We start from the raw sequence: 21,766 nt of genomic DNA, 5'->3' as shown, positions 1-21,766 counted from the left end.
AATGCCCGGGCACCTCCCGTGACTCGACTTCATCGGGCCGCTGGGAGATCGCGTTCATCGGATCGATGAACCGGGGGCGGCGGGCATCGGACTGTCGATGCGGTTTGAATTGGCCTGGTTCTTGTTCCGACCGGTTTCCCTGTCAGCCGGTCGGTGACAGAAGCGTCTCGGTTTCAGCGTAGTACGCCTGTTCGACCTCGATTGGAGTACGCATATCGAGTTCCCCGTGGAGCCGCTCATGGTTCCACCACCACACGTATTCGAGGGTCGCAAGCTCGACCTGCTCGACCGTCCGCCAGGGCCTTGCTGACGGATCAGTTCGGTCTTGTAGACCTTCATGGCGCCCAGCAGATCAACCAAGAAGCGACTCACAGCACCCAAGTAGCTGGTGAGCCACAGAGAGGAGCTCCGAGCACGACTTGATCTAGGTCAAGGCTGAGGCTCTGTCAACACAATAGTCTGGGTCGTGAAGGCCAGGAACCTCCTGGTCGATCCCCGTTTCGGGGTGAAGCGAAAGGACTCATCATGGCAAACGCTACTGACACCACCCACACTCTGCTGCGCGCCGAGGGTTTCTCGTGCCCGTCGTGCGTGACCAAGATCGAGAAGCAGGTCGGCAAGCTCGATGGCGTCGAGAACGTGACGGTGCACTTCGCCTCGGGTCGCGTTGAGATCGACCACGATGAGACAAGAAGTTCCGTCGACGATCTCATTGCTGCTGTCGATAAGGCCGGCTATAAGTCGAAGGCCTCCGCGTTCTAGCCAAACGGCTCCTCACGCATTAAGTTCACCAATTCGAAAGGCGGCACATTCGTGAACGCGTTCCGTAAGTGGCGGTATGGCAACTGGTTCATTCCCGTTGTCTCGGGCCTCCTCATTCTCGTGTCGTTCGGCGTCGAAAAGCTCTTCGGCGGCAGCTGGAACGTCACGGTCGGTCCGCAATGGTGGATCGACGCTGGCGAACACGCCCACGGTTCTGGTCATGTGTTTACCCTTGCGAACGCGTTCATGCTCGCCGCAGCAATTGTCGCGGGGTACGGAATCGTCGTGAAGGCCGTCCGGGCACTGCTCGTAAAGTTCATCAGTATCGACCTGCTCGTATCGATTGCAGCGATCGGCGCGACACTCATCGGCAACTTCTGGGAAGCTGCCGCCGTGACGTTCCTCTTCGCGATCGGTCACGCACTCGAAGCCGGCACGATGAACAAGACCCGTGCAGCGCTCGCTGAGTTGGTCGCGGTGGCCCCCGACGTTGCAGTCGTGATGCGCGACGGTGAGCAGGTCGAGATCGCCGCACATCAGGTGCGCATGGGCGAGATCGTGCTCGTAAAGAACGGAGCGAAAGTTCCCGTCGACGGGCAGGTCGTGTCAGGCACCGGAGCGATCGACGAGGCATCGATCACGGGTGAGTCGATCCCGGTCGAAAAGACGAAGTCAGATCACGTGTTTGCGGGCACGATCTCGCGGGGCGGATTCCTACAGGTCATGGCGACCGGCATCGGAGCCGACACGACGCTCGCGCGCATCATTCACCGTGTCGAAGAAGCGCAGGATGCGAAAGCGAAAACGCAGGCATTCATCGACCGATTCTCGAAGTGGTACACGCCCGCGGTGATGGTACTCGCGCTTGCGGCGGGCCTCACCTCTGGTGACGTAGTGCTCGGCCTCACGTTGCTCGTGATCGGTTGCCCGGGCGCGCTCGTCATCTCGATTCCCGTGGCGATCGTAGCGGGAATCGGCCGCTCGGCCCGCAACGGGATTCTCATCAAGGGCGGCGAGTACCTCGAAACCTCGGCCAAGATCTCGGCCGTCGCAGTCGATAAGACGGGGACTCTCACCGAGGGCCGCCCGGTACTCACCGACATCGTTGTGCTCAATCCTGAAGCGGATCGGCGCGAGGTGCTTCGCTGGGCAGCCGCCGCAGAAGCAGGGTCCGAGCACCCACTTGCCCGCCCGATCCTCGACACCGCACGAGAAGAAGGAGTGGCCCCCGAGTGCCTTCCGGGATCGGTCACACCGGTCGTGGGCAAGGGGATCGTGGCCGACGCTCACGGCAAGCGGGTACTCATCGGTAACGTGCCGCTGCTCGAACAGTACGGGATCGTGAACGACGCGAGGGCGGCTGTGGCTGCGAACAAACTGGCAGCGGCAGGAAAGACCCCCATGATTGTCGCGGTCGATGAGAGCGTGCTTGGCGTAATCGGTGTCGCAGATACGATCCGCGAGGATGCCCCCGAGATGATCAGGCGCTTGCACGCTAGCGGGGTGCAGAAGGTGGTGATGCTCACCGGAGATACGCGCCTTGTCGCCGAAGCCATCGGTGAGGCGGTCGGTATCGATGAGATCCATGCTTCGTTGCTACCCGAGGACAAGCTCGACGCTGTCGCGCGGTTGCAGCGCGAGGGGCACACGGTCGCGATGGTGGGCGACGGCGTGAACGACGCCCCGGCCCTCGCGACCGCCGACATTGGTGTTGCCATGGGTGCAGCGGGCTCAGCGGTGGCCGTGGAGACGGCAGACATTGCCCTGATGGGCGACAACCTCTTGAAACTGCCCGAAGCAATCGGCCTCGCCAAACGCACCGTGAACGTCATGCGCCAGAACATCTGGATCGCGCTCATCACCGTTGTCGTGCTGCTCGTCGGGGTCTTCGCAGGGGGTGTCACGATGGCTATCGGCATGCTCGTGCACGAGGGATCGGTGCTCATCGTAATCCTCAACGCGATGCGCCTGCTGCGCAACACCCAAGGAGCCACTGCGTTGTCGAGGAGTGAACGCGCCCGAGCCGCACATGAAACAGGCCGCCCGGTCGAACCAGCCACGGCCCAGAGTTCATCCGAACTTCCATCTTAAGAAAGGACCACACACACATGAGTGAGAACCAGTTCAGCGTCGGCGAGAAGGCGACGCACTTCATCATCGACGAGGTCGCGAAAGCAAACACGAATTTTCGTCAGGTGCTCTGGACGGGAAAGCATTCCCAACTCGTTGCGATGACGATTCCGGTGGGCGGGGAGATCGGCGACGAGGTGCATGACACCACCGACCAGTTGCTGAGTTTTGTGTCGGGCAGCGGAGAGGCCGACCTTGACGGCGAGACGCACACCGTTGATGCTGGCGACCTGTGCGCTGTCCCGGCCGGTACTCGCCACAACTTCCGCAACACTGGCGATGAGCCTTTGGTGCTCTACACCGTCTATTCACCTCCGGAGCACGCAATTGACGCGGAGTATGCCACGAAGGAACTCGCTGATGCGGCAGAGGCTTCGGGTGAAGACGCTCCGCCACAGGCAACCACGTAAGTGTCACTCACCTGGAGAACGAGGAGAAGTCAATAATGTCGAAAGCGCTGGTCTTCGCCGCCTATGGCGGCCCCGAGACGCAGGAACTCGTTGAACGCCCCGCTCCGACGCCTGGGCCTGGAGAGCTCGCGATCGAAGTGAAAGCGACCGGGGTGAACCCTGCTGACTGGAAGATCCGTGCGGGGCAGATGGGCTCCCACTGGCCGCTTCCCGCACCGATGGGCCGAGAGGCCTCCGGTGTCGTCACCGCCGTAGGCGCAGAGGTCGAGAACTTCGCTGTCGGTGACATGGTGCTCGGCCTCGCGGCCAAAGGACAGGGAACGTTCGCGAAGCACACGGTGTTGGATGCGGCACAAACCGTCCAGAAGCCCGAAGAGCTTTCCTTTGCTGACGCTGCAGCACTGCCTGTCGCAGGGGCGACTGCGTATGACGTGACGCATCAGATCGAGCTGGAACCTGGTCAGACGATGCTGATTCTTGGCGCCGGAGGTGGGGTCGGGCTGATGGCGGCGCAGATCGGCAATGTGCACAAGTTCACGGTCATCGGTGTGGCCAGTGCAGCGAAGCAGGAACTGGTGGAGTCGACCGGTGCGACGTTCGTTGCCTCCGGGGAGGGTGCGGCTGACCGGGTGCGTGCCATCGCGCCGGAGGGTGTTGATGTGCTCATCGACCTGGTCGGTGGGCAGGCGCTTCGTGATCTCGCGGTCGTCGCCAAAGACCCGAGCGTCATCATCAGTACCGCAGACCCGACCACCGTGCAGCAACTCGGTGGCGTAGCGGTGGTGCGCACGCGTGAAGGGCTCGAGAAGGTCACCGGCGTCGCCCAGTACGGTCTCGTCGACCCGCAGGTGACGGACCGGTACAGTCTCGATCGGGCTGCGGAAGCCGTCGCCATGGTGGAGGCCGGGCACACTGCCGGCAAAGTGATCATCGAACCATGACCCAGCGGCCTGAGGCACCGACGGACGCCGTATTCACAGCAGCACGGACGTCTGATCCTGTGGCCTCAATAAACCGGGTGGCCGATGCATACGGGTCGCCTGAGGTTGATATCGAGGGCATTCTCGGCGCCGAGATCTCACCGGATGACCCTGACCGTGCGGTCATCGAGCCGTGGGCCGCGGCAGTCGATGGCCCCATTCTTGATGTCGGCGCGGGTACCGGGCGTTGGACCGGTCACCTCGCACGCCTCGGACACACGGTGGAAGGGCTCGAGCCATCGGATCGCCTCATCACGATTGCCCGAGCCAGACATCCCGCGGTTGTGTTCCATCACGATTCCATCGAAGATCTCGCCCGTTGCGAGACCCGCTGGGGCGGGATCCTCGCCTGGTATTCGACCATTCACATGAGCTCAGAAGAGCTCCTACACGCGCTCGCAACACTGCGCACTCGGCTGGGTGACGGCGGATCGCTGCTGATGTCCTTTTTCGCGGGGCCGCGGCTAGAGGCATTCGACCATCCGATCGCCGCCGCATACCGGTGGCCGATGAACAAAATGGTCGAAGCCCTCACCCACGCCGGGTTCGAGGTGATCGGGCAGCGCTCGAACCCGCGGACGCCACACGCGTACATCACTGCACGCGCCACCCCTGGCTTCAGCTGAAGCGCGTGTGTTGTGCCACGAGTCGCCATACTAGAAGGGAAGGGAAGGATGCCGTTGGCTGTTTCGACCGATGTGGATGCTGATCCAGCAAATGATCTCTGCGTGGCCCGTGTACCACTGTTTCAAGGGCTCACACATGCGCAGCAAGTGGAAGTTGCGGGATTTGCACGTACCGTCCGATTAGACGCTGTCGAGCAGGCGTATACAGCAGGCTCGGATATGTCGCAGTTGATGGTGGTGCACACCGGTCAGGTGAAGATCGCTCGCACAAGTGCGGCTGGGCACGAGCAGGTGATCCGGGTCCTCGGTCCGGGCGACTTCATCGGAGAATCCGCGTTTCTCACCGGCACGAGACCCGATCACGCAGCAGAAGCGCTCGTGCATACCGAACTGTGCGTGTTCCGTCATGCCGATCTCGGGCGTCTCGTCGAGAAGCATCCGAGCATCGGGCTGCGCATGCTGCAAGGAGTGAGTCAGCGCTTGGATGATACTGAGGCGCGGCTGGCTTCTGTCATCTCGGGAAACGTGAGCTCTCGTCTCGCCGATTACCTGCTCTCGCTCCCTGCGACGCCAGGGCCGCGAGGAGCCATCGACGTGACGCTGCCGCTCGCAAAGAAGGACATCGCTTCGCTCCTGTCCACGACACCAGAGTCCCTCAGTCGGCAACTTCGCAAACTCACCGACACCGGGGTGATCTCACAACAGGAACAGGGGCGGATCACGATTACTGATGTGACCGCGCTCACCGCACTCTCAACCCTCACGAAGAGAGACTGAGAACAGCACCGTGCCAGCCCAGACCATCGCCCCACGTACCTCGGAAGCGTCACACGCAATGTCATCGACGGTGGAATTTCTTCGCAACCGCAAGCTAATGATGTTCGTGCTCGTCGGTTTGGTGACCGGGGTTATGCTCTGGCTGACCGGCGCAGAGATGGCTCTCGGGGTCACCGCATACTTGGTGCTCGGTATCGTGATCGTGATCACCGCGATCGACATGTTCAAAGATCTGATGCGCGGGCATTGGGGGCTCGACATTCTTGCGGTCATCGCCATGATCGCGACACTCGCCGTACAGGAATATGTCGCGGGGCTCATCATCGCGTTGATGCTCACCGGAGGGGAAGCGCTCGAAGACCTCGCCGCTCGCCGCGCGAGCCGAGAACTCGACCAACTGTTGAACCGAGCCCCAGCATTCGCGGGTCGAATTCACCCGGTAACAGGTGAGGTCGAACGCATCGCGATCGAAGAGGTGAAAGTCGGCGACGAACTGCTGGTGCGCTCCTCAGAGATCCTCCCCGTCGACGGGGTGCTCCTATCGGATCACGCGACGATTGATGAATCATCCGTGACCGGTGAACACCGATCCCGGTGAACTACCGCGCGGGCGACCCACTGCTTTCTGGAACGGTCAACAGCACGACGAGCTTCACGATGCGCGCGCAGAAGGTGGCAGCCGATTCGAACTACGCCTCGATCGTACGGTTGGTCGAGGAGGCCGTGGACTCCCGGGCACCGATGGTGCGACTCGCCGACCGTTATGCGGTGCCGTTCACCATTGTGTCATTGCTGATTGCGGGCTTCGCGTGGTTTCTCAGCGGGGACCCGGTGCGATTTGCCGAGGTGCTCGTCGTGGCGACGCCGTGCCCGCTGCTCATCGCCACCCCGGTCGCGTTCATGGGCGGGATGAGTTCCGCGGCAAAGCTCAACGTCATCATCAAAGACGGTGGCGTGTTAGAGGTGCTCGCCCGGGTCCGTGCAGTCGCATTCGACAAGACCGGCACCTTGACCGAAGGTAAAGCCGACGTCGTCGAGATTCACCCTGCTGCTCGCACCGTAGACGAGACGCTGCAGCTCGCGGCCGCCGCCGAGCAGTACTCCGTGCACGTGTTCGCCGATCCGATCGTGGCATCGGCACGCACACAGCAACTTGAGCTTCCCGAAGTGGTGACGGCCGACGAGGTGGCAACAAACGGTGTCCTCGCCTCCCTGGCAGACGGCACCTCGGTGCGAGTGGGCAAGCCCTCATTTATCGAAGAGGTGACCGGGGCGATCGATCGACCCGTACTCTCAGCTGGGGAGACGGCCGTCTACGTATCGGTCGGTGACGAGCTCGCCGGAGTGATCATCTTGTCCGACCCGATTCGTGAGCAGTCTGCAGACACGGTGTCCCGTCTTCGCCGAGCAGGCGTAGCCGAGATCGCGATGGTGACCGGTGATATCACGTCGACCGCGGAGTCTGTCGCACACGCGGTCGACATTCAGACGGTGCACGCTGAGACCACTCCCCAGACCAAGGTGCGGATTGTGCAGGCGATGCGGCCGAGACCCGTACTCATGGTCGGCGATGGGATCAATGATGCCCCGGTGCTGGCGGCCGCCGACGTCGGTGTTGCGATGGCGGGCAGGGGTGCAACGGTCGCGAGCGAGTCAGCAGCGGCGGTGATCACCTCGAACGACATCGCGCGAGTGGCAGATGTGGCCTATGTCTCGCGGCGCACGGTGCAGATCGCCCTGCAGTCGATCTGGATGGGCATCATCATCTCAGTCGGTTTGATGCTCGTCGCCGCATCCGGCTATTTGCCGGCGGTGGTGGGAGCGCTGCTGCAAGAGATTGTTGACTTTGTGGCCATTCTGTCGGCGCTCCGCGCGCTCCGAGCGCACCGGGGTGCGCGGCGCGAGAGCCCTGCTCGGCGGGAAGTGCCGGTAGGCTAACCCGCGAGGCCGACTCACACAGTCACGATCGGATCAGCCGGTTGACCGCGGCAGTGGCCTCCTGAATCTTCTCGTGGGCGGCCTCGTCGCTAAGCTTGGCGGCATCGAGCACACAGTGCTTCAGGTGATCATCGAGCAGCCCCGTCGCCACCCCCTGCAGCGAGCGGGTGAGCGCACTGACCTGGGTCAGAATGTGGATACAGTAGTGCTCTTCGTCGATCATGTTCGCGATGCCCCGGGCCAAACCTTCGATTCGTTTCATGCGCTGCAGGTAGCGCTTCTTATCGCCGATATACCCGTGGTGCGACGCGTGCGATTCAGTGGTTGATGACATGTGCTGATCCTGGGCTGCGTGAGGTCAGTTCGTGCGTTCGAGCACGGCGCGAGTGCTGGCTTCTGGGCTGAGATCGATGCGGCGCAAGAGCTGGGCATTCAGCGCCACGACGATCGTCGACAGCGACATCAGAATCGCTCCGACCGACATCGGCAGCACGAACCCGACGCGGGCGAGCACACCGGCGGCAAGCGGCACCGAAATCAAGTTGTACCCCGCCGCCCACCACAGGTTCTGTTTCATCTTGCGGTAGGCAGCACGTGAGAGTTCGATCACTGAGAGCACCGAACGCGGGTCAAAGCTGGCGAGGATCACCCCTGCCGACGCGATCGCCACATCGGTGCCCGCCCCGATAGCGATACCAACATCGGCTTGCACGAGGGCGGGGGCATCGTTGACGCCGTCGCCGACGGCTGATAGAAGTCCCATTTACCGCTGCTCTCGAGTGACGAGTCCCGCCTCGACGAGCAGTTTCATGTGGTGTGAAGCCCTGAGAGAAACCCCACCGAGATGCTCAGTCGAGAAGCTCCGCGAGCAGAGCTTCAACGCGTGCCTTGATCTCGTCGCGGATGGGTCTCACCGCATCGATACCCTGCCCTGCCGGATCCTCGAGTTTCCAATCCTCGTACCGCTTGCCGGGGAAGAACGGGCATGCGTCACCGCAGCCCATAGTGATTACGGCATCAGACGCCTGCACCGCTTCGGTCGTGAGGATCTTCGGCTGCTCAGCGGTGATGTCGATGCCGACCTCGCGCATCGCTTCAACTGCGACCGAGTTAATCATTTCCGCGGGCATCGAACCCGCAGAGCGTACCTCGACGCGGTCGCCGGCGAGTTCGCGCAGCCAACCGGCCGCCATTTGCGAGCGCCCGGCGTTGTGCACGCAGACGAAGAGTACGGTGGGCTTCTGTTCGGTGGTCATGTTACGTCTTCTCTTCCAGTTCCGTCAGTGTGAGGTGAGGGTGTCGAGCAGTGTGCGCACGCGGGCTGCGATGTCGTCGCGAATCGCCTCAAGCTCTTCAGCGGAGGCGAGGGCGGGATCGCCGACGGCCCAGTCTTCGTAGCGGACCCCGGGAATGACCGGGCACACGTCGCCGCACCCCATGGTGACCACCACATCAGCCGCGCGTACAGCGTCATCGGTGAGCGGTTTTGGGAATCGCTCCTGCGCCTGGTCGCCCTCGATTTCTGTGAGGAGCGACTTGATACGTGGGTGCACGTCGGTTGCTGGGGTGGATCCTGCAGACCGTGCGAGGACCTTTCCACCCGAGAGCTGGTTGACGAGTGCTGCCGCGAGATGTGATCTGCCCGCGTTCTGCACGCATACGAAGAGCACCTGCGGGATCCCGTTTTCGTGGTCGCGGGTGAGATCTGTGAGCCGCTGTCTCGCGAAGCGCTCGGTCAGTGGAATGAGGTGTCGCGTCACCTTCGCCGAGCGTGCGAGGCTCGCGTACGACTCGCGGACGACGGTCACAACCAGGTCGCGACTAATCACGGCGTGTTCCGCGGCGAGCTCGTCCGCGAGGTGGGTGACACGTTCGTCGAGGTTCTCTACCGGTTCGGCTGGCGTGTGGGAACACTCGTGCTCCTCAGGCGCCTCGGCGGCGAGCACTGCCGCGGGCGCGAACGACTCTAACAATGCTCTGACCGCCGCCTCTTGGGTGGGCTGTAGCCGGTAGTACACCCAGGTGCTGCGGCGCTCGGAGGTGAGGAGGCCGGTGTCTTTGAGTACTTTCAGGTGGTGTGAGATGGTCGGTTGCGACACGTCGCCGAGTTCGGCGAGGTCGCAGACGCAGGCCTCACCGCGCGGATCGGAGACGATCGCTGACAGCATACGCAAGCGCAGCGGGTCGGAGAGTGCCTTGAGCCGACTCGCCACGACGGTTGCGGCATCGATCCCGATCGGGTGTGACCCATCGGGTTCACAGGTGCGATCGGTGGGAGCGGGGATGGTGTTGCTCATGATGTCCTCACGGGTGTCTCGATCGCTACCGGGGCGTAGGGGTCGGTGTGAAACCATGCTCGGGCCGCCCACAGCGACACATACACGAGACCCACCAGTACCGGCACCTCGATGAGTGGGCCGACGACACCGGCAAGGGCCTGCCCACTCGTGGCGCCGAAGGTGCCGATCGCAACCGCGATCGCGAGTTCAAAGTTGTTGCCCGCCGCGGTGAAAGCGAGCGAGGTGGATCGGGCATACCCCATGCCGAGCGCTTTGCCGAGCAGGAGACCCGCGAACCACATCACGCCGAAGTAGATGAAGAGCGGCAGTGCAATGCGTGCCACGTCGAGGGGGTTCGCGATGATCGCATCACCCTGGAGTGCGAAGAGCAGCACGATCGTGAAGAGGAACCCGTACAGCGCCCACGGGCCGATAACAGGGAGAAAGGATACCTCGTACCAGTCCCGTCCTCGCCGCCGCTCCACGATCCACCTGGAGGCGAACCCGGCGATCAGGGGGACCCCAAGGAAGACGAGCACGTTCAGCGCGATCTGCCAGACCGAGACCTCAAGGCCTTGCGTGTCGAGGCCGAGCCAGCCGGGCAGCACGGTCAGGTAGAACCAGCCGAGCAGCGCGAATGCGACCACCTGGAAGACGGAGTTGATGGCGACCAGCACCGCGGTCGCTTCCCGGTCGCCGCAGGCCAGATCGTTCCAGATCACGACCATCGCGATGCAGCGCGCGAGCCCGACGATGATGAGGCCGGTGCGGTACTCCGGCAGGTCGGGGAGGAAGAGCCACGCGAGCGTAAACATGACCGCGGGGCCAGCGATCCAATTCAGCAAAAGCGAAGAGATGAGGAGCCGTTTGTCGCCGGTGACTGCCGCGACTTTGTCGTACCGAACCTTCGCGAGCACGGGGTACATCATGACGAGCAGCCCGATGCCGATCGGCACCGAGATACCGCCCACCTCGAGTCGGGCGAGGAAGTCGGAGAGAGCGGGAACGAAGCGCCCCAGTAGGAGGCCCACGACCATGGCGAGGCCGATCCACAGCGGCAACCACTTATCGAGCGTCGACATGCGTTTCGGAGTTGCCCGGGGTGGTGCAGTTAATGAGCCGCTTCCTTGATTCGACATTCTTCTATATTGGTGAGTATCGATGGCTGAAGCAACTTCTGGCGAAGGGGTTCATGCCTTGCTCTTCCGTCGTTCACTTGCCGTTCACGAGGCGAGCGTACGACCGCCGTAGATCAGGCTTGCTGCGCGGGTGACGCCGCTACGCGGCAGTCGGGGCCGAGAATCTTGATGTCCATGTGTGTGACCTTTCGAGAGTGGATCTGCCAGCCAGTCGGCGCGATGGCCTTGGGGGCGGCTATCCAGCGATCGGGATGAGGTTGAAGATGAAAGCAGATGAGGAACGAGTAGCCCCATGAGCAGTAAAGTGATGCGAAGCTTGGGTGCGAAGGGATGTGGGCTCACTATTGATCTGACCGACAGTTTGGTTTCCACTCTCACCTCAACGAGCGGGAGGCCCGAGAGCGACTGTGCGCCTGTCGAGGAGGGCTTTATCTCAATTCATGGTCGAGGAGTTGGTGACAATTGCACCAGCTGCGATGAGTGAGATGCGCACCTGCTTGCGGTCTACACCGAGAGTGCGGGCGATCGCGCGCATCGAGATGCCGCCGCCGTGCAGCTTCACTGCTTCAGCGGCCTCGTCGATCGTAAGCCCATGCTGACGGCGCACGACTTCCTGCCGGGTGAGGTGCTTCGAGACTGTCGCGCGGTGCACACCATACTTCTGAGCGAGATAGCCGACGCTGAGACCAGCGAGGTAATCATCGACGAGCCGGTCTGCTTCAGAGGGGGTGAGAAAGGTTTAAGGTTTCCCAATCCTCCTGACACAGGGCCCTCGAGCGTCCCGAATCGGGGTGTTATCGACCCGCTGAGACACCCGGTATACCCCTCGTTTCCAGCGTGATATCAACGTTTCTAGTGCGGGTCCGGGGTTTGAAAACTGTCTACGCAGGGACCCCCAAAATAGTGTTCCCGCTCGTCCAAGAGATGGCCGCAGTAGGTGCCCCAGTGAGGGTGCCTGTCGCGGTGGCGTGCAGGGTGCTGGGATTTACGAAGCAGGCGTACTACCAGTGGGTGAAACGGCCCCAGTCCAAGCGTGAACTCGAGGAGCAACATCTCATCGAGGTGTTGCGCGAGATTCATGCGGAAGACCCCGAGTTCGGGTACCGGTTCCTCGCCGACGAGCTCCAAGGCCTGGGCTACGAAGTGTCAGAACGGCGTGTGTGGCGGCTGTGCCGTGTCGCTGGCATCCGTTCGGTGATCACGAAACGTAAGCCACGTAACGCCCGTGCTGGCGCGCCGGTGGGTGACGATCTGGTCGAGCGTGAGTTCACCGCGGAGCAGCCGAACTGGTTGTGGCTTACGGATATTACGGAGCAGTGGACGACTTGGATTCCAGCAGTCGTCGCAACACCATCCGGAAGGTGTGATGATGGCTGGAAAGAAATACACAGACGCGCAGCGGGAAGAGTTCTTTCGGCTACTCGACAAAGGCGGGACCGTTCGCGCAGCCGCGAGAGCCGCTGGCGTTCATGAGGACGCCGGCTACAACTGGTTACGGAAAACCGGCCTGACGATGCAGCGGGCTACCCCTCGCCAGTATTCCCCAGAATTGAAAGCAGAGTTTCTACGGCTGGTTCGCGAACGGCAGATCATCTCAACCGTTGCCCGTGAGTTGGATATCCACAAACCCACAGCATATGCCTGGGCACGGAAAGCTGGCATCTCAACGAGTGCAGCACGACGGGTGAACCCTCGCCGCGAGGAGTTCCTACGTTTGCGTGCTGCGGGGCTTACGCGTGCGGAGGCCAGAGTACGAGTAGGTGCCGACGCCCGATCAGTCACTGACTGGGACAAGGGCATCACGATCATCAAGCGCGGCAGAATTTATCCCGACGGCCGGATTGTCCGTTACCCTGAACGCGACAATGGAGGCATGCCCGAACGCAGATCCCGCGCTATTGGCGGGAGTGTCGACCTCAACGTTGTCGAGAGAATCATCGACCCACGATACCTCAGCGTCATTGAACGGGAGCAACTTCAAGATCTGAGAGGCACCGGATTATCGATCCGGCAGATCGCTTTGGAGATGGGAGATCACCATCAACGATTAGTCGTGAACTGCGCCGCAACACAGTCTCGACCAGGGGCTATCTGCCCCATACTGCGCACCGGCTTTCGGTCAAACGACGAGCCCGGCGGAGGCAGCCGAAGTTGCTTTCCAATGATGCTCTTTTCGCCTACGTGCAAGAGGGGCTGGCGATGAAGTGGTCGCCGCAGCAGATCAGTTGCAGGTTGGCGAAGGACCTTCCCTACCGACACGGGGATGCGTGTAAGCACCGAGACGATCTACCAAGCGGTCTATGTCCACTGCCGCGGAAAACTCAAACGAGAACTCAGCAAGCAGTTACGACGCGGCCGAGTGGCTCGTAAACCGCATCGACAGTCCGATGCCCGCCGCCCCCGGTTCATCGATCCGATGAACGCGATCTCCCAGCGGCCCGATGAAGTCGAGTCACGGGAGGTGCCCGGGCATTGGGAGGGCGACCTCATCATCGGGTCGCTGAATGGCTCGGCGATCGCTACCTTGGTTGAGCGATCCACACGGTTCGTAATGCTTGGCCACCTGGGCCAGGAACGAACCGCCGAAGCAGTTCGAGATTCACTCATCGCTACAGTCGAACATCTCCCAGCCTCGTTGCGTGGCTCGCTGACCTGGGATCAAGGAGCAGAAATGTCAGAGCATCGAGCGTTCAGCGCCGTGACTGGCTTCAGCGTCTACTTCGCTGATTCGGCATCCCCTTGGCAGCGTGGCAGCAACGAGAACACGAATGGTCTTCTGCGGCAATATTTCCCCAAGGGGACCAATCTGGCCGAACACACTCTTGAGCGCCTCGCGGCCGTTGCTACCGAGCTCAACGGTAGACCCCGGAAGTCGCTCGGGTGGGACACTCCCGCTGAGCGAATGGCTGCTTTAATAGAAGCCTTGTAGGTGCAGGTGTTGCAACGACTACTGGAATCCAAGCGAAAGAAGGCAGACTCTATCTCTGCGCGGTGAAAGACGTGTGGTCGAACCGGATCGTGGGCTACTCGATCGGTGACCGAATGCAAGCGGCCCTTGCTGTGGCCGCGCTCACGAACGCGGTGGAGCAGCGCGGGAATCCGGTAGGCACGATTGTGCATTCAGACAGAGGCGGTCAATTTCGATCGCAGAGCTTCCAACACGCGCTCACCAGGCACCAGTTGCAGGGGTCGATGGGGCGTGTAGGGGCGGCGGGCGACAACGCGGCGATGGAAAGCTTCTTCTCGCTCCTGCAGAAAAATGTGCTCGACCGGAAGGTGTGGGAAACGCGGCTGGAGCTTCGTCTCGCGATCGTGGCGTGGATTGAGGGGAAGTATCATCGCAAGCGTCGCCAGCGTGGGCTTGGGAAGTTGACCCCGGTCGAGTTTGAAGTTGTTAATGTAGGCAGCGTCGCACTCGCGGCCTGAAGAAACCCGAGTCAATCAAAGCTTCAGCAGACCCCCCGAGTGCGCAGCCGTCTACGGAAACACATAGCCACAACCTGGCAGAATGATCATCGCGAGACGAGTAGACTTACCCCTTGTGACGCCACAAGAACTCTCCGCAGCAATCGCCCGCATCCTGACCGCTATCGTCGCCGACCGAGGCAGTGACATCGAGGTCACCGAGCTTGATACGCAGGTGGAGCGACCGAAAAACCGAGCGCACGGTGACTGGGCCTCGAACGTGGCCATGAAGTTTGCCAAGAAGCTGGGCGTCAACCCGCGCGAACTGGCGGAGCAGGTCGTCGCTGAGGCTACCGCCATTGACGGTGTAGCCAAGGCCGAGATCGCCGGCCCCGGCTTCATCAACATCACCCTCGACGCCGCAAGCGCTGGCGAGACCGCCCGCCGCGTGGTCGAGCAGGGCTACGAGTACGGCCGCACCAACACGCTCGCGGGTGAGAACATCAACCTCGAGTACGTGTCGGCAAACCCCACGGGTCCGCTGCACATGGGCCACACCCGCTGGGCCGCCCTCGGTGACTCGACTGCCCGCGTACTGCGTGCCGCTGGCGCGACCGTCACGAGCGAGTACTACATCAACGATGCAGGCGCTCAGATGGACAAGTTTGGCCGTTCGGTGCTGGCTGCCGCCCTCGGCGAGGAAGCTCCCGAGGACGCGTACCCGGGAGCGTACATCCAGTCGCTCGGTGCCCGCATCAAGGAGCAGATCCCCGGCCTCGCCGAGCTCGCTGCCACGGACCGCCAGGCCGCGCAGGAGCAGGCTGAGGAGCTCGGCTACCAGATGCAGCTCGCCGAGATCAAGGATTCACTCGAGCGCTTCAACGTGCACTTCGACGTCTTCTTCTCGGAGCGCACGCTGCACGCGAAGGGCGAGAACGGCGAACCCAGCCCCATCGAGTCCGCGATTGAACGCCTGCGCGAGCAGGGCCACGTCTACGACGAAGACGGCGCCACCTGGGTGCGCACGACCGACTTCGGCGACGACAAGGACCGCGTCTTCACCCGCGGCAACGGCATCTACACCTACTTCGCGGCCGACGCGGCATACTACCTGTCGAAAAAGGATCGCGGCTTCGGCGAGAAGATCTACCTGCTCGGCGCAGACCACCACGGCTACATCGGACGCCTCACGGCAATCGCCGGTGCCGCGGGGGACAACATCGAGACCGACGTCACCGTGCTCATCGGCCAGCTCGTGAACCTCAACGGTGCACGCCTGTCGAAGCGCGCGGGCAACATCATCGAGCTCGACGACCTGCTCGAGTGGCTCGGTGCCGACGCCCTGCGCTACTGGCTCGCACGCTACCCGGCAGACTCGCCGCTCGCGCTCGACGGCGAACAGGTGCGCAGCCGCTCCAACGACAACCCGGTCTTCTACGTGCAGTACGCCCACGCGCGCACCTGCGCCGTTGACCGCAACGCTGAGGCGGCAGGCATCGACCGCAGTGCCTTCGCGCCCGAGCTGCTCACGCACGAGACCGAGGCCGAGCTGCTCGGCAAGCTGCAGCAGTACCCCGGCATCGTCGCGGGTGCCGCGGAGCTGCGCGAGCCGCACCGCGTCGCACGCTTCCTCGAGGAGCTGGCTTCGGCGTACCACAGCTGGTACGACGCTTGCCGCGTGCTGCCCCTCGGCGAGGAGCCGATCGGTGACCTGCACCGCACCCGCCTGTGGCTGAATGACGCCGCGGGTCAGGTGCTGCGCAACGGCCTCGATCTCATCGGTGTCTCGGCGCCCGAGCGCCTCTAGATCTCGATCCGGATCGCAATGACACAGCGCAAGCCACGGTGGTGGGCGCGAGCACTGGGCGTGGTTGCCGTGCTCGCGCTGCTCGTGGGCGCGGCAGAGGTCGCGCTCAGGCTCATCATTCCGGGGGTCATCGAGGGGGCGGTGCGCAGCGAGCTCAAGCTCAGCGACGACCATCCCATCGATGTTGAGCTGGGTGGTTCTACGGTGATTGGTGCGCTGCGCGGCGGCGTGAACGATGTGGCCGTCATTGCGCCCGGGGTGCCCATCATTGAGGGGCTCACTGCCGACGCGCGCGTGCACGCGGACTTCACCCCGTTCAACCCGACCACCGGCGAAATTCAGGGCGCGACCGTGGCGCTCACCGTTCCCAAGGACGAGCTCGGCCCCACGATTGAGATGCTCACGCAGGGAATCGCGCAGTCGGGGGAGGTGCGCGGAGACGACCTTGTCGTTGGCCGCTCGCTCGAGCTCTTCGGCCAAGGGGTGTCGTTGGAAGCCTCTCTGCACTTGGGCGTCGAAAACGGTGAGGTGACGGTCGAGCCGACCGGCGTGAAGGCCGCAGGGTTTGACCTGTCCGCTGAGCAGCTGGGGGCGGCGACCGGCTCGCTACTAGACCCGATCTTGAAACCGCAGAGCGTGTGCATTGCGGATCGGCTGCCGCGAGGGATTGAGCTCACGGCAATTGATCTGTCGAGTACCGGATCGGTGACCCTGCGGGCGGCGCTGTCCCCGACGATCCTGTCAGACCCTGCGCAGCAGGAACCCGGGACCTGCGCGTAGTTCGAGTCAGCTACTCGTTCCCGGTAGTGCCTGGGCTCGAGACAGTAAACCAGTTCGCGTCGTCAGCTCCGCCACAAACGACGCTGACATTCGCTGGGATACCGTAGCCCCCACCAAAGCTTGCCTTACTACCGAGTTCGTACTGGGCGCCGTCATAGGTCAACGTGGTTCCTGAAACGACGGGTGCACCCACCGAGGTGAATACCAGAAATGTTTCGGTGCCGTCATCGGCCAGCAGCGAGACGCAACCCTCGCTGTAACGCAGCTCTCCAGTGATGAGTGCCTCGGGCCCGCCCCCTGCGGGAGCATCATAGGTCGGTGGCATGTCTTACCCAGGATCGGTCGGCGTCAAACCGCTCGTGCACCCACCTAATAGCAGTACGCACGAAATCGCCGAGGCGAGTGCCCAAGCTCTATTGCTCGTCATGCTCGATTACGGTACCCGACCTGGGTGCTCATTGACCAGATGCGCGCAGGGCAAACCAGGCCGCCGCGCGGTCGTCGGCGCGGTCGAGCGATAGACCTGTGAGTTCTTCGATGCGCTGCAGACGAGCGTGGAGTGTTTGTCGATGAATGCCCAGTCGGCCGGCGCTGCGCCGGTGGGCACCGTGTTCTGCAAGGAATACCCGCAGGGTGAGTGTGAGGTCACCTTGGGCGCCGTCTGCCTGGGTCAGCGGCTGTAAGAGCAACTTGAGGGAATCGTTTGCGGGCCCGGCTAGATTCTTCAGCACGAGTTCGACGGTCGCGAGCCGGGAGAACCGAACTGTCCGCTCACCATTCTCGAGTGCGGACTCTAGCGCTTGGCGTGCCTGCGCTGCGCTGCGTACGAGCCGGTCCACGGGGGAGGGCTCACCCAACCCCAGTGAGAGAGGCACGTCACCGACCGCGACGTGCCTGGAGACGAGTGACACGAGGGCGTCGGCCAGATCGGCACGCACATACCCGCGCGCCACACTGCCTGAGAATGTAAACATATGCTCGGCCCCCAGTTCATCGAGCCATCTGCGCACGAGCCGCTCGACATCGATGGTGCGGGTTCGCGTCCCAACAGCGAAAGCGGTCAGGACCTGCTCGTGCACACCCCAGCGACGCAAGAGGTCCTGGGAAGGACGTCCGCCGGCATCAAGGACGTCGATGAGAGCCGCGCGGCCGAGGTTCTCTGTGCGCGATGGATTGCTGGTGCGTAACAGCAAATCACAGAGTGCCGCAGCTTGCTCGGCAAGATCCCGAGCGCGACTCGTGGCGCCGGAGCGTGTGGCTATGACGAGGTGGCCGACGAGATCCTGGTCCGTGCCCACCTGGTGCACCTGAAGGCCAGGATGCCGCACCCGAACGGCCCTGCCCAACGCGACGGAAATCGCGTCGGCAACGTGCAAGCGCCCGGCACCGGCGGTCGCGATGGGGTCGCCCGCGGCATCGAGAAGCACCGCCCAACCATCCACTCGGTGCACGAGTTCGGCCATGACCGCGGTTACACCGCCACGCCGTGCGACCTGGGTGAGTACATTCATGCCCGCTGTTGCGAGACGGTCAGATGCCGCGACGTCCTCCGCGAGCATGGCACGCAACGACTGAAAGAGGGTGGCCCCAGAACACCTGCAACCGAGCACCGCGGTCATCCCGTGTTGACTGAGCAACGCCCGCAGCTCGGTCGTATCTTTGTTCGTGACGAACACCGCACCGAGAATCGCATCTTCCGAGGTGCCAGCCTGAGCTAGGCGAATCTCGAGACTATCGGCCTCTCCGGTGACCAGCGTTGAATACTCGGGGTTGCCCACGACGAGAAACTCGTCCAACGGGGTGACCCGATCGACGCGGGTCCGCTCGGTGATTCCGTGGGCGGCGACAGTGCCGCCCAACCTGCGCGCGATCGCCTGTACATCTAATGCCATGTGTCGAGTGTACCGTTCGGTCACTTCGGTGAATCATAACCATCCAATGGCACAGTGTGGCGGTGGCGGATTACCTCGTACGATCTCAGGAGCACTGCGCACCCCGCCATCGGAGGCGGGGCTAAACGCAGGTGGTAGATCACAAAGGAGTACCCATGAAAGCTGTCGTGTTTCGCGATCCCGCTACTCGAGCAGAGGTGGCCGACGTCACCCTCGCTGCACCTCGTGCGGGAGAAGTTCGCGTCAAGATTGCCGCTGCCGGCGTATGCCACTCAGACCTTCACGTGAAGCGCGGCGAGTGGGACGCCCCCGCCCCAATGGTGATGGGTCACGAGGGCTCGGGTGTCGTGGTTGAGCTGGGTGAAGGCGTCACCTCCCTCGCTGTTGGCGACCACGTCGTGCTGAGCTGGGTGCCGCCGTGCGGCGAATGCCGCTACTGCCAGCAGGGCCACGAGGCACGATGCCAGAAGGTTGCGACTGTGGTGGCGCCGAAGGGCGTGCTGTTCGACGGGACCTCACGCCTGACGCTGGGTGATGAGCAGATCCATCACTACCTCGGGGTCTCATCGTTCGCCGAGGAGGTCGTGGTGCCCGCCTCGGGCGCCATCAAGGTGCGCGATGATGCGCCGCTCGACGTCATCGCCGTTGTCGGATGCGCCGTTGCCACGGGGGTGGGTGCGGTGCTGAACACCGCCGCTGTTGAGCCGGGATCAACCGTCGCCGTGATTGGTTGCGGCGGCGTGGGCCTCAACGTTGTTCAGGGGGCGAAGCTCGCAGGCGCCGAGCGAATTATCGCGATCGATGTGGTGCCCGAGAAGACCCACATGGCAGTTCAGTTTGGGGCGACCGATCGTATCGACGCGTCGGAGCGCGATGCAGTTGAACAGTTGTTCGAACTGATCCCTGATGGCGTCGACTACGCGTTTGACGCGATCGGACGCACGATCACCACGGAGCAGTCGATCCGGATGCTCGGTCTGGGCGGTGCCTCTGTGATTGTTGGGCTGCCGCCGACGGGTGCGAAGGCGTCGTTCGAACCGCTCGTGCTCGCCGAAGCAGATCAGCGCATTCTTGGCTCAAACTATGGTTCGGTGCGACCCTCGATTGATATTCCGGCGCTCGTTGACCGCTACATGGACGGCCAGCTGCTGCTCGATCCGCTGATTTCGGGGCGCCGACCGCTCGACGAAGCGGCAGAGGCACTCGATGACCTCGAAACCGGGGGCGTGTTGCGCACGCTCTTGATTCCGTAAATCCCTCAAATTTAGTCAACTCATCGGAGAGATTATGACGCAAACGACTACCCGTAAATCTGACGCTGGCCTTCGCGAAGGGGTCATGTCGGGCCCCGAACTCGCCGCTCAGGCCATCGCAAGTATCGCCCCCAGCGCCGTCATTGCATTCACGGCTGCCTCGATCTTCATAGGCGCGGGCAACGGCACGATGTTCGCATTCGTGCTCGCAACGATCGTGATCCTCTGCGTGGGCTACATCGTTTCGATGTTCGCTCGCCGGCACGCCTCGGCAGGTTCGCTCTACACCTATGTCGCCAAGGGCCTGGGGCCCACTGGAGCATTTGCGGCCGGGGTGGCACTGCTCATTGGGTCCTGGGGCATCGCGGCCGGATCCTTGGGTGGCGCGGTCTCGTACGCCGCTGACTTCCTGGGTATCTTTGGGATCCAGGCGGCCGAAAGCACTGGATGGCTCATCGGCCTCGCGATTGTCATCGGCGGCCTGGCAACGTTCTTCACGATCCGCGGCATCAGGGTCTCAGCTCGGGTGTCGCTCGTGCTCGAGCTGGTGTCGGTTTTCATTATTCTGGTGCTGCTCATTGCGGCACTCATCTGGCTCGGGCCTGATGCGTGGGACCCCGCACAGTTCTCGTTTGAGGGCGTTCAGTTTCAGGGCGTAGCCGCCGGCATGGTGCTCGGTATCCTCGGTTTCGTGGGATTCTCGTCGGCTGACGCACTCGGGCGTGAGGCGAAGAATCCGCACACCGCGATTCCGCGCGCGATTATGTGGAGTGCCGTCACCGTGGGTGTGCTGTACGTTTTCGCCGCGTACACCCAGATCGCCGTGCTTGGTGACGACCTGGGCACTGTCGCGAGCCCGCTCCAGGCCATTGACGAGCGCATCGGCATGCCTGCCTGGTTTGCGCCCGTGCTGGTGCTGGGCGTTGCAGCGTCGTTCTTTGCCGTCGTGGTGGCACCGCTGAATGTTGTCGGACGCATCGTATACGTGATGGGTAAGGAAGGCATCGTGCCCGAGCGTTTCGGCCGCACGCACGAGCAGCACCTGACTCCGCACCGTGTCTTGCTCATCGCTGGCCCGGCTGCGATCGCGCTCGACATTGTCCTACTTCTCATAGGAACGCACCCGATGGAAATCGTCGTGTGGGTCGACACTTATGGCACCTACGGCTACATGGTCGCGTATGCGCTCGTCGCAATCGCCGGTGTCGTCTACACGACCCGCGAACGGCTTCCCAACCGCCTGGTGTGGGTGTGTGCCACGATCGCAGTGCTAGCCATGTCATACGTGTTCTTCGCCAATGTGTGGCCCGCCCCCGCCTTCCCGATCAACTTGATCCCGTACCTCTTTGCAGCCACGATGCTCGTTGCCTTCGCGCGATTCTGGTGGATCAAGGCGAACCGGCCCGAGGTACTACTCAACGTCGGTAACACGCATACTGAGATGCTCGAGGGAGTCGGGTAGTTCCTCTGACGACAGCGCTCGGAAGGGCTCGCTCGTACTGGGGCGGAACCTTCCGGGCGCTTTCGTGCATCGTCATATGACGTGTCCGTGGCACCGACCGCATACGAGCCGCGATAGGCTAGAGGG

Annotated in this window: 19 protein-coding genes and 6 pseudogenes; 16 read left to right on the top strand and 9 right to left on the bottom strand. The window is 62.7% G+C overall.

The window, feature by feature from the left end:
- Positions 1 to 142: 142 nt before the first annotated feature.
- Positions 143 to 286, bottom strand: a pseudogene (locus tag C795_RS16735) (IS3 family transposase); the annotation flags it as partial.
- Between the two features lie 239 nt (positions 287 to 525).
- On the opposite strand from C795_RS16735, the gene C795_RS0100595 reads away from it, so the two are divergent.
- The 8 genes from C795_RS0100595 to C795_RS16225 are packed head-to-tail and all read left to right on the top strand — an operon-like array spanning position 526 to position 7,623.
- Positions 526 to 762: a heavy-metal-associated domain-containing protein gene (locus tag C795_RS0100595; protein WP_017791819.1), complete on the top strand. Its 237-nt coding sequence runs from the start codon at positions 526 to 528 to the stop codon at positions 760 to 762.
- Between the two features lie 51 nt (positions 763 to 813).
- Positions 814 to 2,853, top strand: coding sequence for a heavy metal translocating P-type ATPase (locus C795_RS0100590; protein WP_017791818.1), 2,040 nt, complete (start codon positions 814 to 816; stop codon positions 2,851 to 2,853).
- Between the two features lie 17 nt (positions 2,854 to 2,870).
- Positions 2,871 to 3,302 (top strand): cupin domain-containing protein, encoded by a 432-nt coding sequence (locus C795_RS0100585; protein WP_017791817.1) that lies wholly within the window; start codon positions 2,871 to 2,873, stop codon positions 3,300 to 3,302.
- 35 nt (positions 3,303 to 3,337) lie between these two features.
- Entirely contained in the window at positions 3,338 to 4,243 is a 906-nt protein-coding gene (locus C795_RS0100580; protein ID WP_017791816.1) for an NADP-dependent oxidoreductase, read from the top strand.
- Complete coding sequence (locus tag C795_RS0100575; RefSeq protein WP_017791815.1) at positions 4,240 to 4,908, top strand: class I SAM-dependent methyltransferase; 669 nt, start codon at positions 4,240 to 4,242, stop codon at positions 4,906 to 4,908. The genes C795_RS0100580 and C795_RS0100575 overlap by 4 nt, the downstream gene beginning before the upstream one ends.
- Before the next feature lie 48 nt (positions 4,909 to 4,956).
- Entirely contained in the window at positions 4,957 to 5,685 is a 729-nt protein-coding gene (locus C795_RS14680) for a Crp/Fnr family transcriptional regulator (protein ID WP_026139334.1), read from the top strand.
- 58 nt (positions 5,686 to 5,743) lie between these two features.
- Entirely contained in the window at positions 5,744 to 6,283 is a 540-nt protein-coding gene (locus C795_RS17465) for a P-type ATPase (RefSeq protein WP_232225397.1), read from the top strand.
- Positions 6,280 to 7,623: a heavy metal translocating P-type ATPase gene (locus C795_RS16225; protein WP_232225396.1), complete on the top strand. Its 1,344-nt coding sequence runs from the start codon at positions 6,280 to 6,282 to the stop codon at positions 7,621 to 7,623. The genes C795_RS17465 and C795_RS16225 overlap by 4 nt, the downstream gene beginning before the upstream one ends.
- 22 nt (positions 7,624 to 7,645) lie before the next feature.
- Here C795_RS16225 and C795_RS0100560 read toward each other — a convergent pair whose 3' ends face one another.
- The 6 genes and pseudogenes from C795_RS0100560 to C795_RS0100535 form a co-directional block, all read right to left on the bottom strand.
- Positions 7,646 to 7,957 (bottom strand): metal-sensitive transcriptional regulator, encoded by a 312-nt coding sequence (locus C795_RS0100560; protein ID WP_017791812.1) that lies wholly within the window; start codon positions 7,955 to 7,957, stop codon positions 7,646 to 7,648.
- A 24-nt stretch (positions 7,958 to 7,981) separates the two neighbouring features.
- Positions 7,982 to 8,377 (bottom strand): annotated as a pseudogene (locus C795_RS0100555) (HAD-IC family P-type ATPase); the annotation flags it as partial.
- A 94-nt stretch (positions 8,378 to 8,471) separates the two neighbouring features.
- Positions 8,472 to 8,879: an arsenate reductase ArsC gene (locus C795_RS0100550; protein ID WP_017791810.1), complete on the bottom strand. Its 408-nt coding sequence runs from the start codon at positions 8,877 to 8,879 to the stop codon at positions 8,472 to 8,474.
- 24 nt (positions 8,880 to 8,903) lie between these two features.
- Positions 8,904 to 9,920, bottom strand: a complete 1,017-nt coding sequence (locus tag C795_RS0100545; protein WP_017791809.1) for a metalloregulator ArsR/SmtB family transcription factor — start codon at positions 9,918 to 9,920, stop codon at positions 8,904 to 8,906.
- Positions 9,917 to 10,984: an ACR3 family arsenite efflux transporter gene (gene arsB, locus C795_RS0100540; RefSeq protein WP_017791808.1), complete on the bottom strand. Its 1,068-nt coding sequence runs from the start codon at positions 10,982 to 10,984 to the stop codon at positions 9,917 to 9,919. The genes C795_RS0100545 and arsB overlap by 4 nt, the downstream gene beginning before the upstream one ends.
- Positions 10,985 to 11,474: 490 nt before the next feature.
- A complete protein-coding gene (locus tag C795_RS0100535; RefSeq protein WP_017791807.1) occupies positions 11,475 to 11,693 on the bottom strand; it encodes a hypothetical protein in 219 nt (72 codons plus the stop codon).
- A gap of 239 nt (positions 11,694 to 11,932) precedes the next feature.
- On the opposite strand from C795_RS0100535, the pseudogene C795_RS14670 reads away from it, so the two are divergent.
- The 6 genes and pseudogenes from C795_RS14670 to C795_RS0100510 form a co-directional block, all read left to right on the top strand.
- Positions 11,933 to 12,367, top strand: a pseudogene (locus tag C795_RS14670) (IS3 family transposase); the annotation flags it as partial.
- A gap of 40 nt (positions 12,368 to 12,407) precedes the next feature.
- Positions 12,408 to 12,494 (top strand): annotated as a pseudogene (locus tag C795_RS17890) (hypothetical protein); the annotation flags it as partial.
- 60 nt (positions 12,495 to 12,554) lie between these two features.
- A pseudogene (locus tag C795_RS16725) lies at positions 12,555 to 13,970 on the top strand (IS30 family transposase).
- Between the two features lie 8 nt (positions 13,971 to 13,978).
- Positions 13,979 to 14,467 (top strand): annotated as a pseudogene (locus tag C795_RS14665) (IS3 family transposase); the annotation flags it as partial.
- Positions 14,468 to 14,582: 115 nt separating this feature from the next.
- Positions 14,583 to 16,253 carry an arginine--tRNA ligase gene (gene argS, locus C795_RS0100515; protein WP_017791803.1) on the top strand — a complete coding sequence of 557 codons (1,671 nt, stop codon included), beginning with the start codon at positions 14,583 to 14,585 and terminating at the stop codon, positions 16,251 to 16,253.
- A gap of 18 nt (positions 16,254 to 16,271) precedes the next feature.
- Entirely contained in the window at positions 16,272 to 17,033 is a 762-nt protein-coding gene (locus C795_RS0100510) for an LmeA family phospholipid-binding protein (protein ID WP_017791802.1), read from the top strand.
- Positions 17,034 to 17,043: 10 nt separating this feature from the next.
- Here the strand turns inward: C795_RS0100510 and C795_RS0100505 are convergent, their stop codons facing one another.
- Positions 17,044 to 17,358: a hypothetical protein gene (locus C795_RS0100505; protein WP_017791801.1), complete on the bottom strand. Its 315-nt coding sequence runs from the start codon at positions 17,356 to 17,358 to the stop codon at positions 17,044 to 17,046.
- A 130-nt stretch (positions 17,359 to 17,488) separates the two neighbouring features.
- A complete protein-coding gene (locus tag C795_RS0100500; protein WP_017791800.1) occupies positions 17,489 to 18,925 on the bottom strand; it encodes a PucR family transcriptional regulator in 1,437 nt (478 codons plus the stop codon).
- Positions 18,926 to 19,080: 155 nt separating this feature from the next.
- Here C795_RS0100500 and C795_RS0100495 point away from each other — a divergent pair, with 155 nt between their 5' ends.
- Positions 19,081 to 20,178: an alcohol dehydrogenase catalytic domain-containing protein gene (locus C795_RS0100495; RefSeq protein WP_017791799.1), complete on the top strand. Its 1,098-nt coding sequence runs from the start codon at positions 19,081 to 19,083 to the stop codon at positions 20,176 to 20,178.
- A 34-nt stretch (positions 20,179 to 20,212) separates the two neighbouring features.
- The gene (locus C795_RS0100490; RefSeq protein ID WP_026139333.1) at positions 20,213 to 21,640 is read left to right on the top strand and encodes an APC family permease; all 1,428 of its coding nucleotides are present in this window, start codon (positions 20,213 to 20,215) and stop codon (positions 21,638 to 21,640) included.
- Positions 21,641 to 21,766 lie beyond the last annotated feature (126 nt).

It is taken from the genome of Leucobacter salsicius M1-8 (assembly GCF_000350525.1).
GTDB lineage: Bacteria > Actinomycetota > Actinomycetes > Actinomycetales > Microbacteriaceae > Leucobacter > Leucobacter salsicius.
The sequence above is the reverse complement of the archived record's forward strand: the minus strand, read 5'-3'. Positions and strand labels throughout refer to the sequence as shown.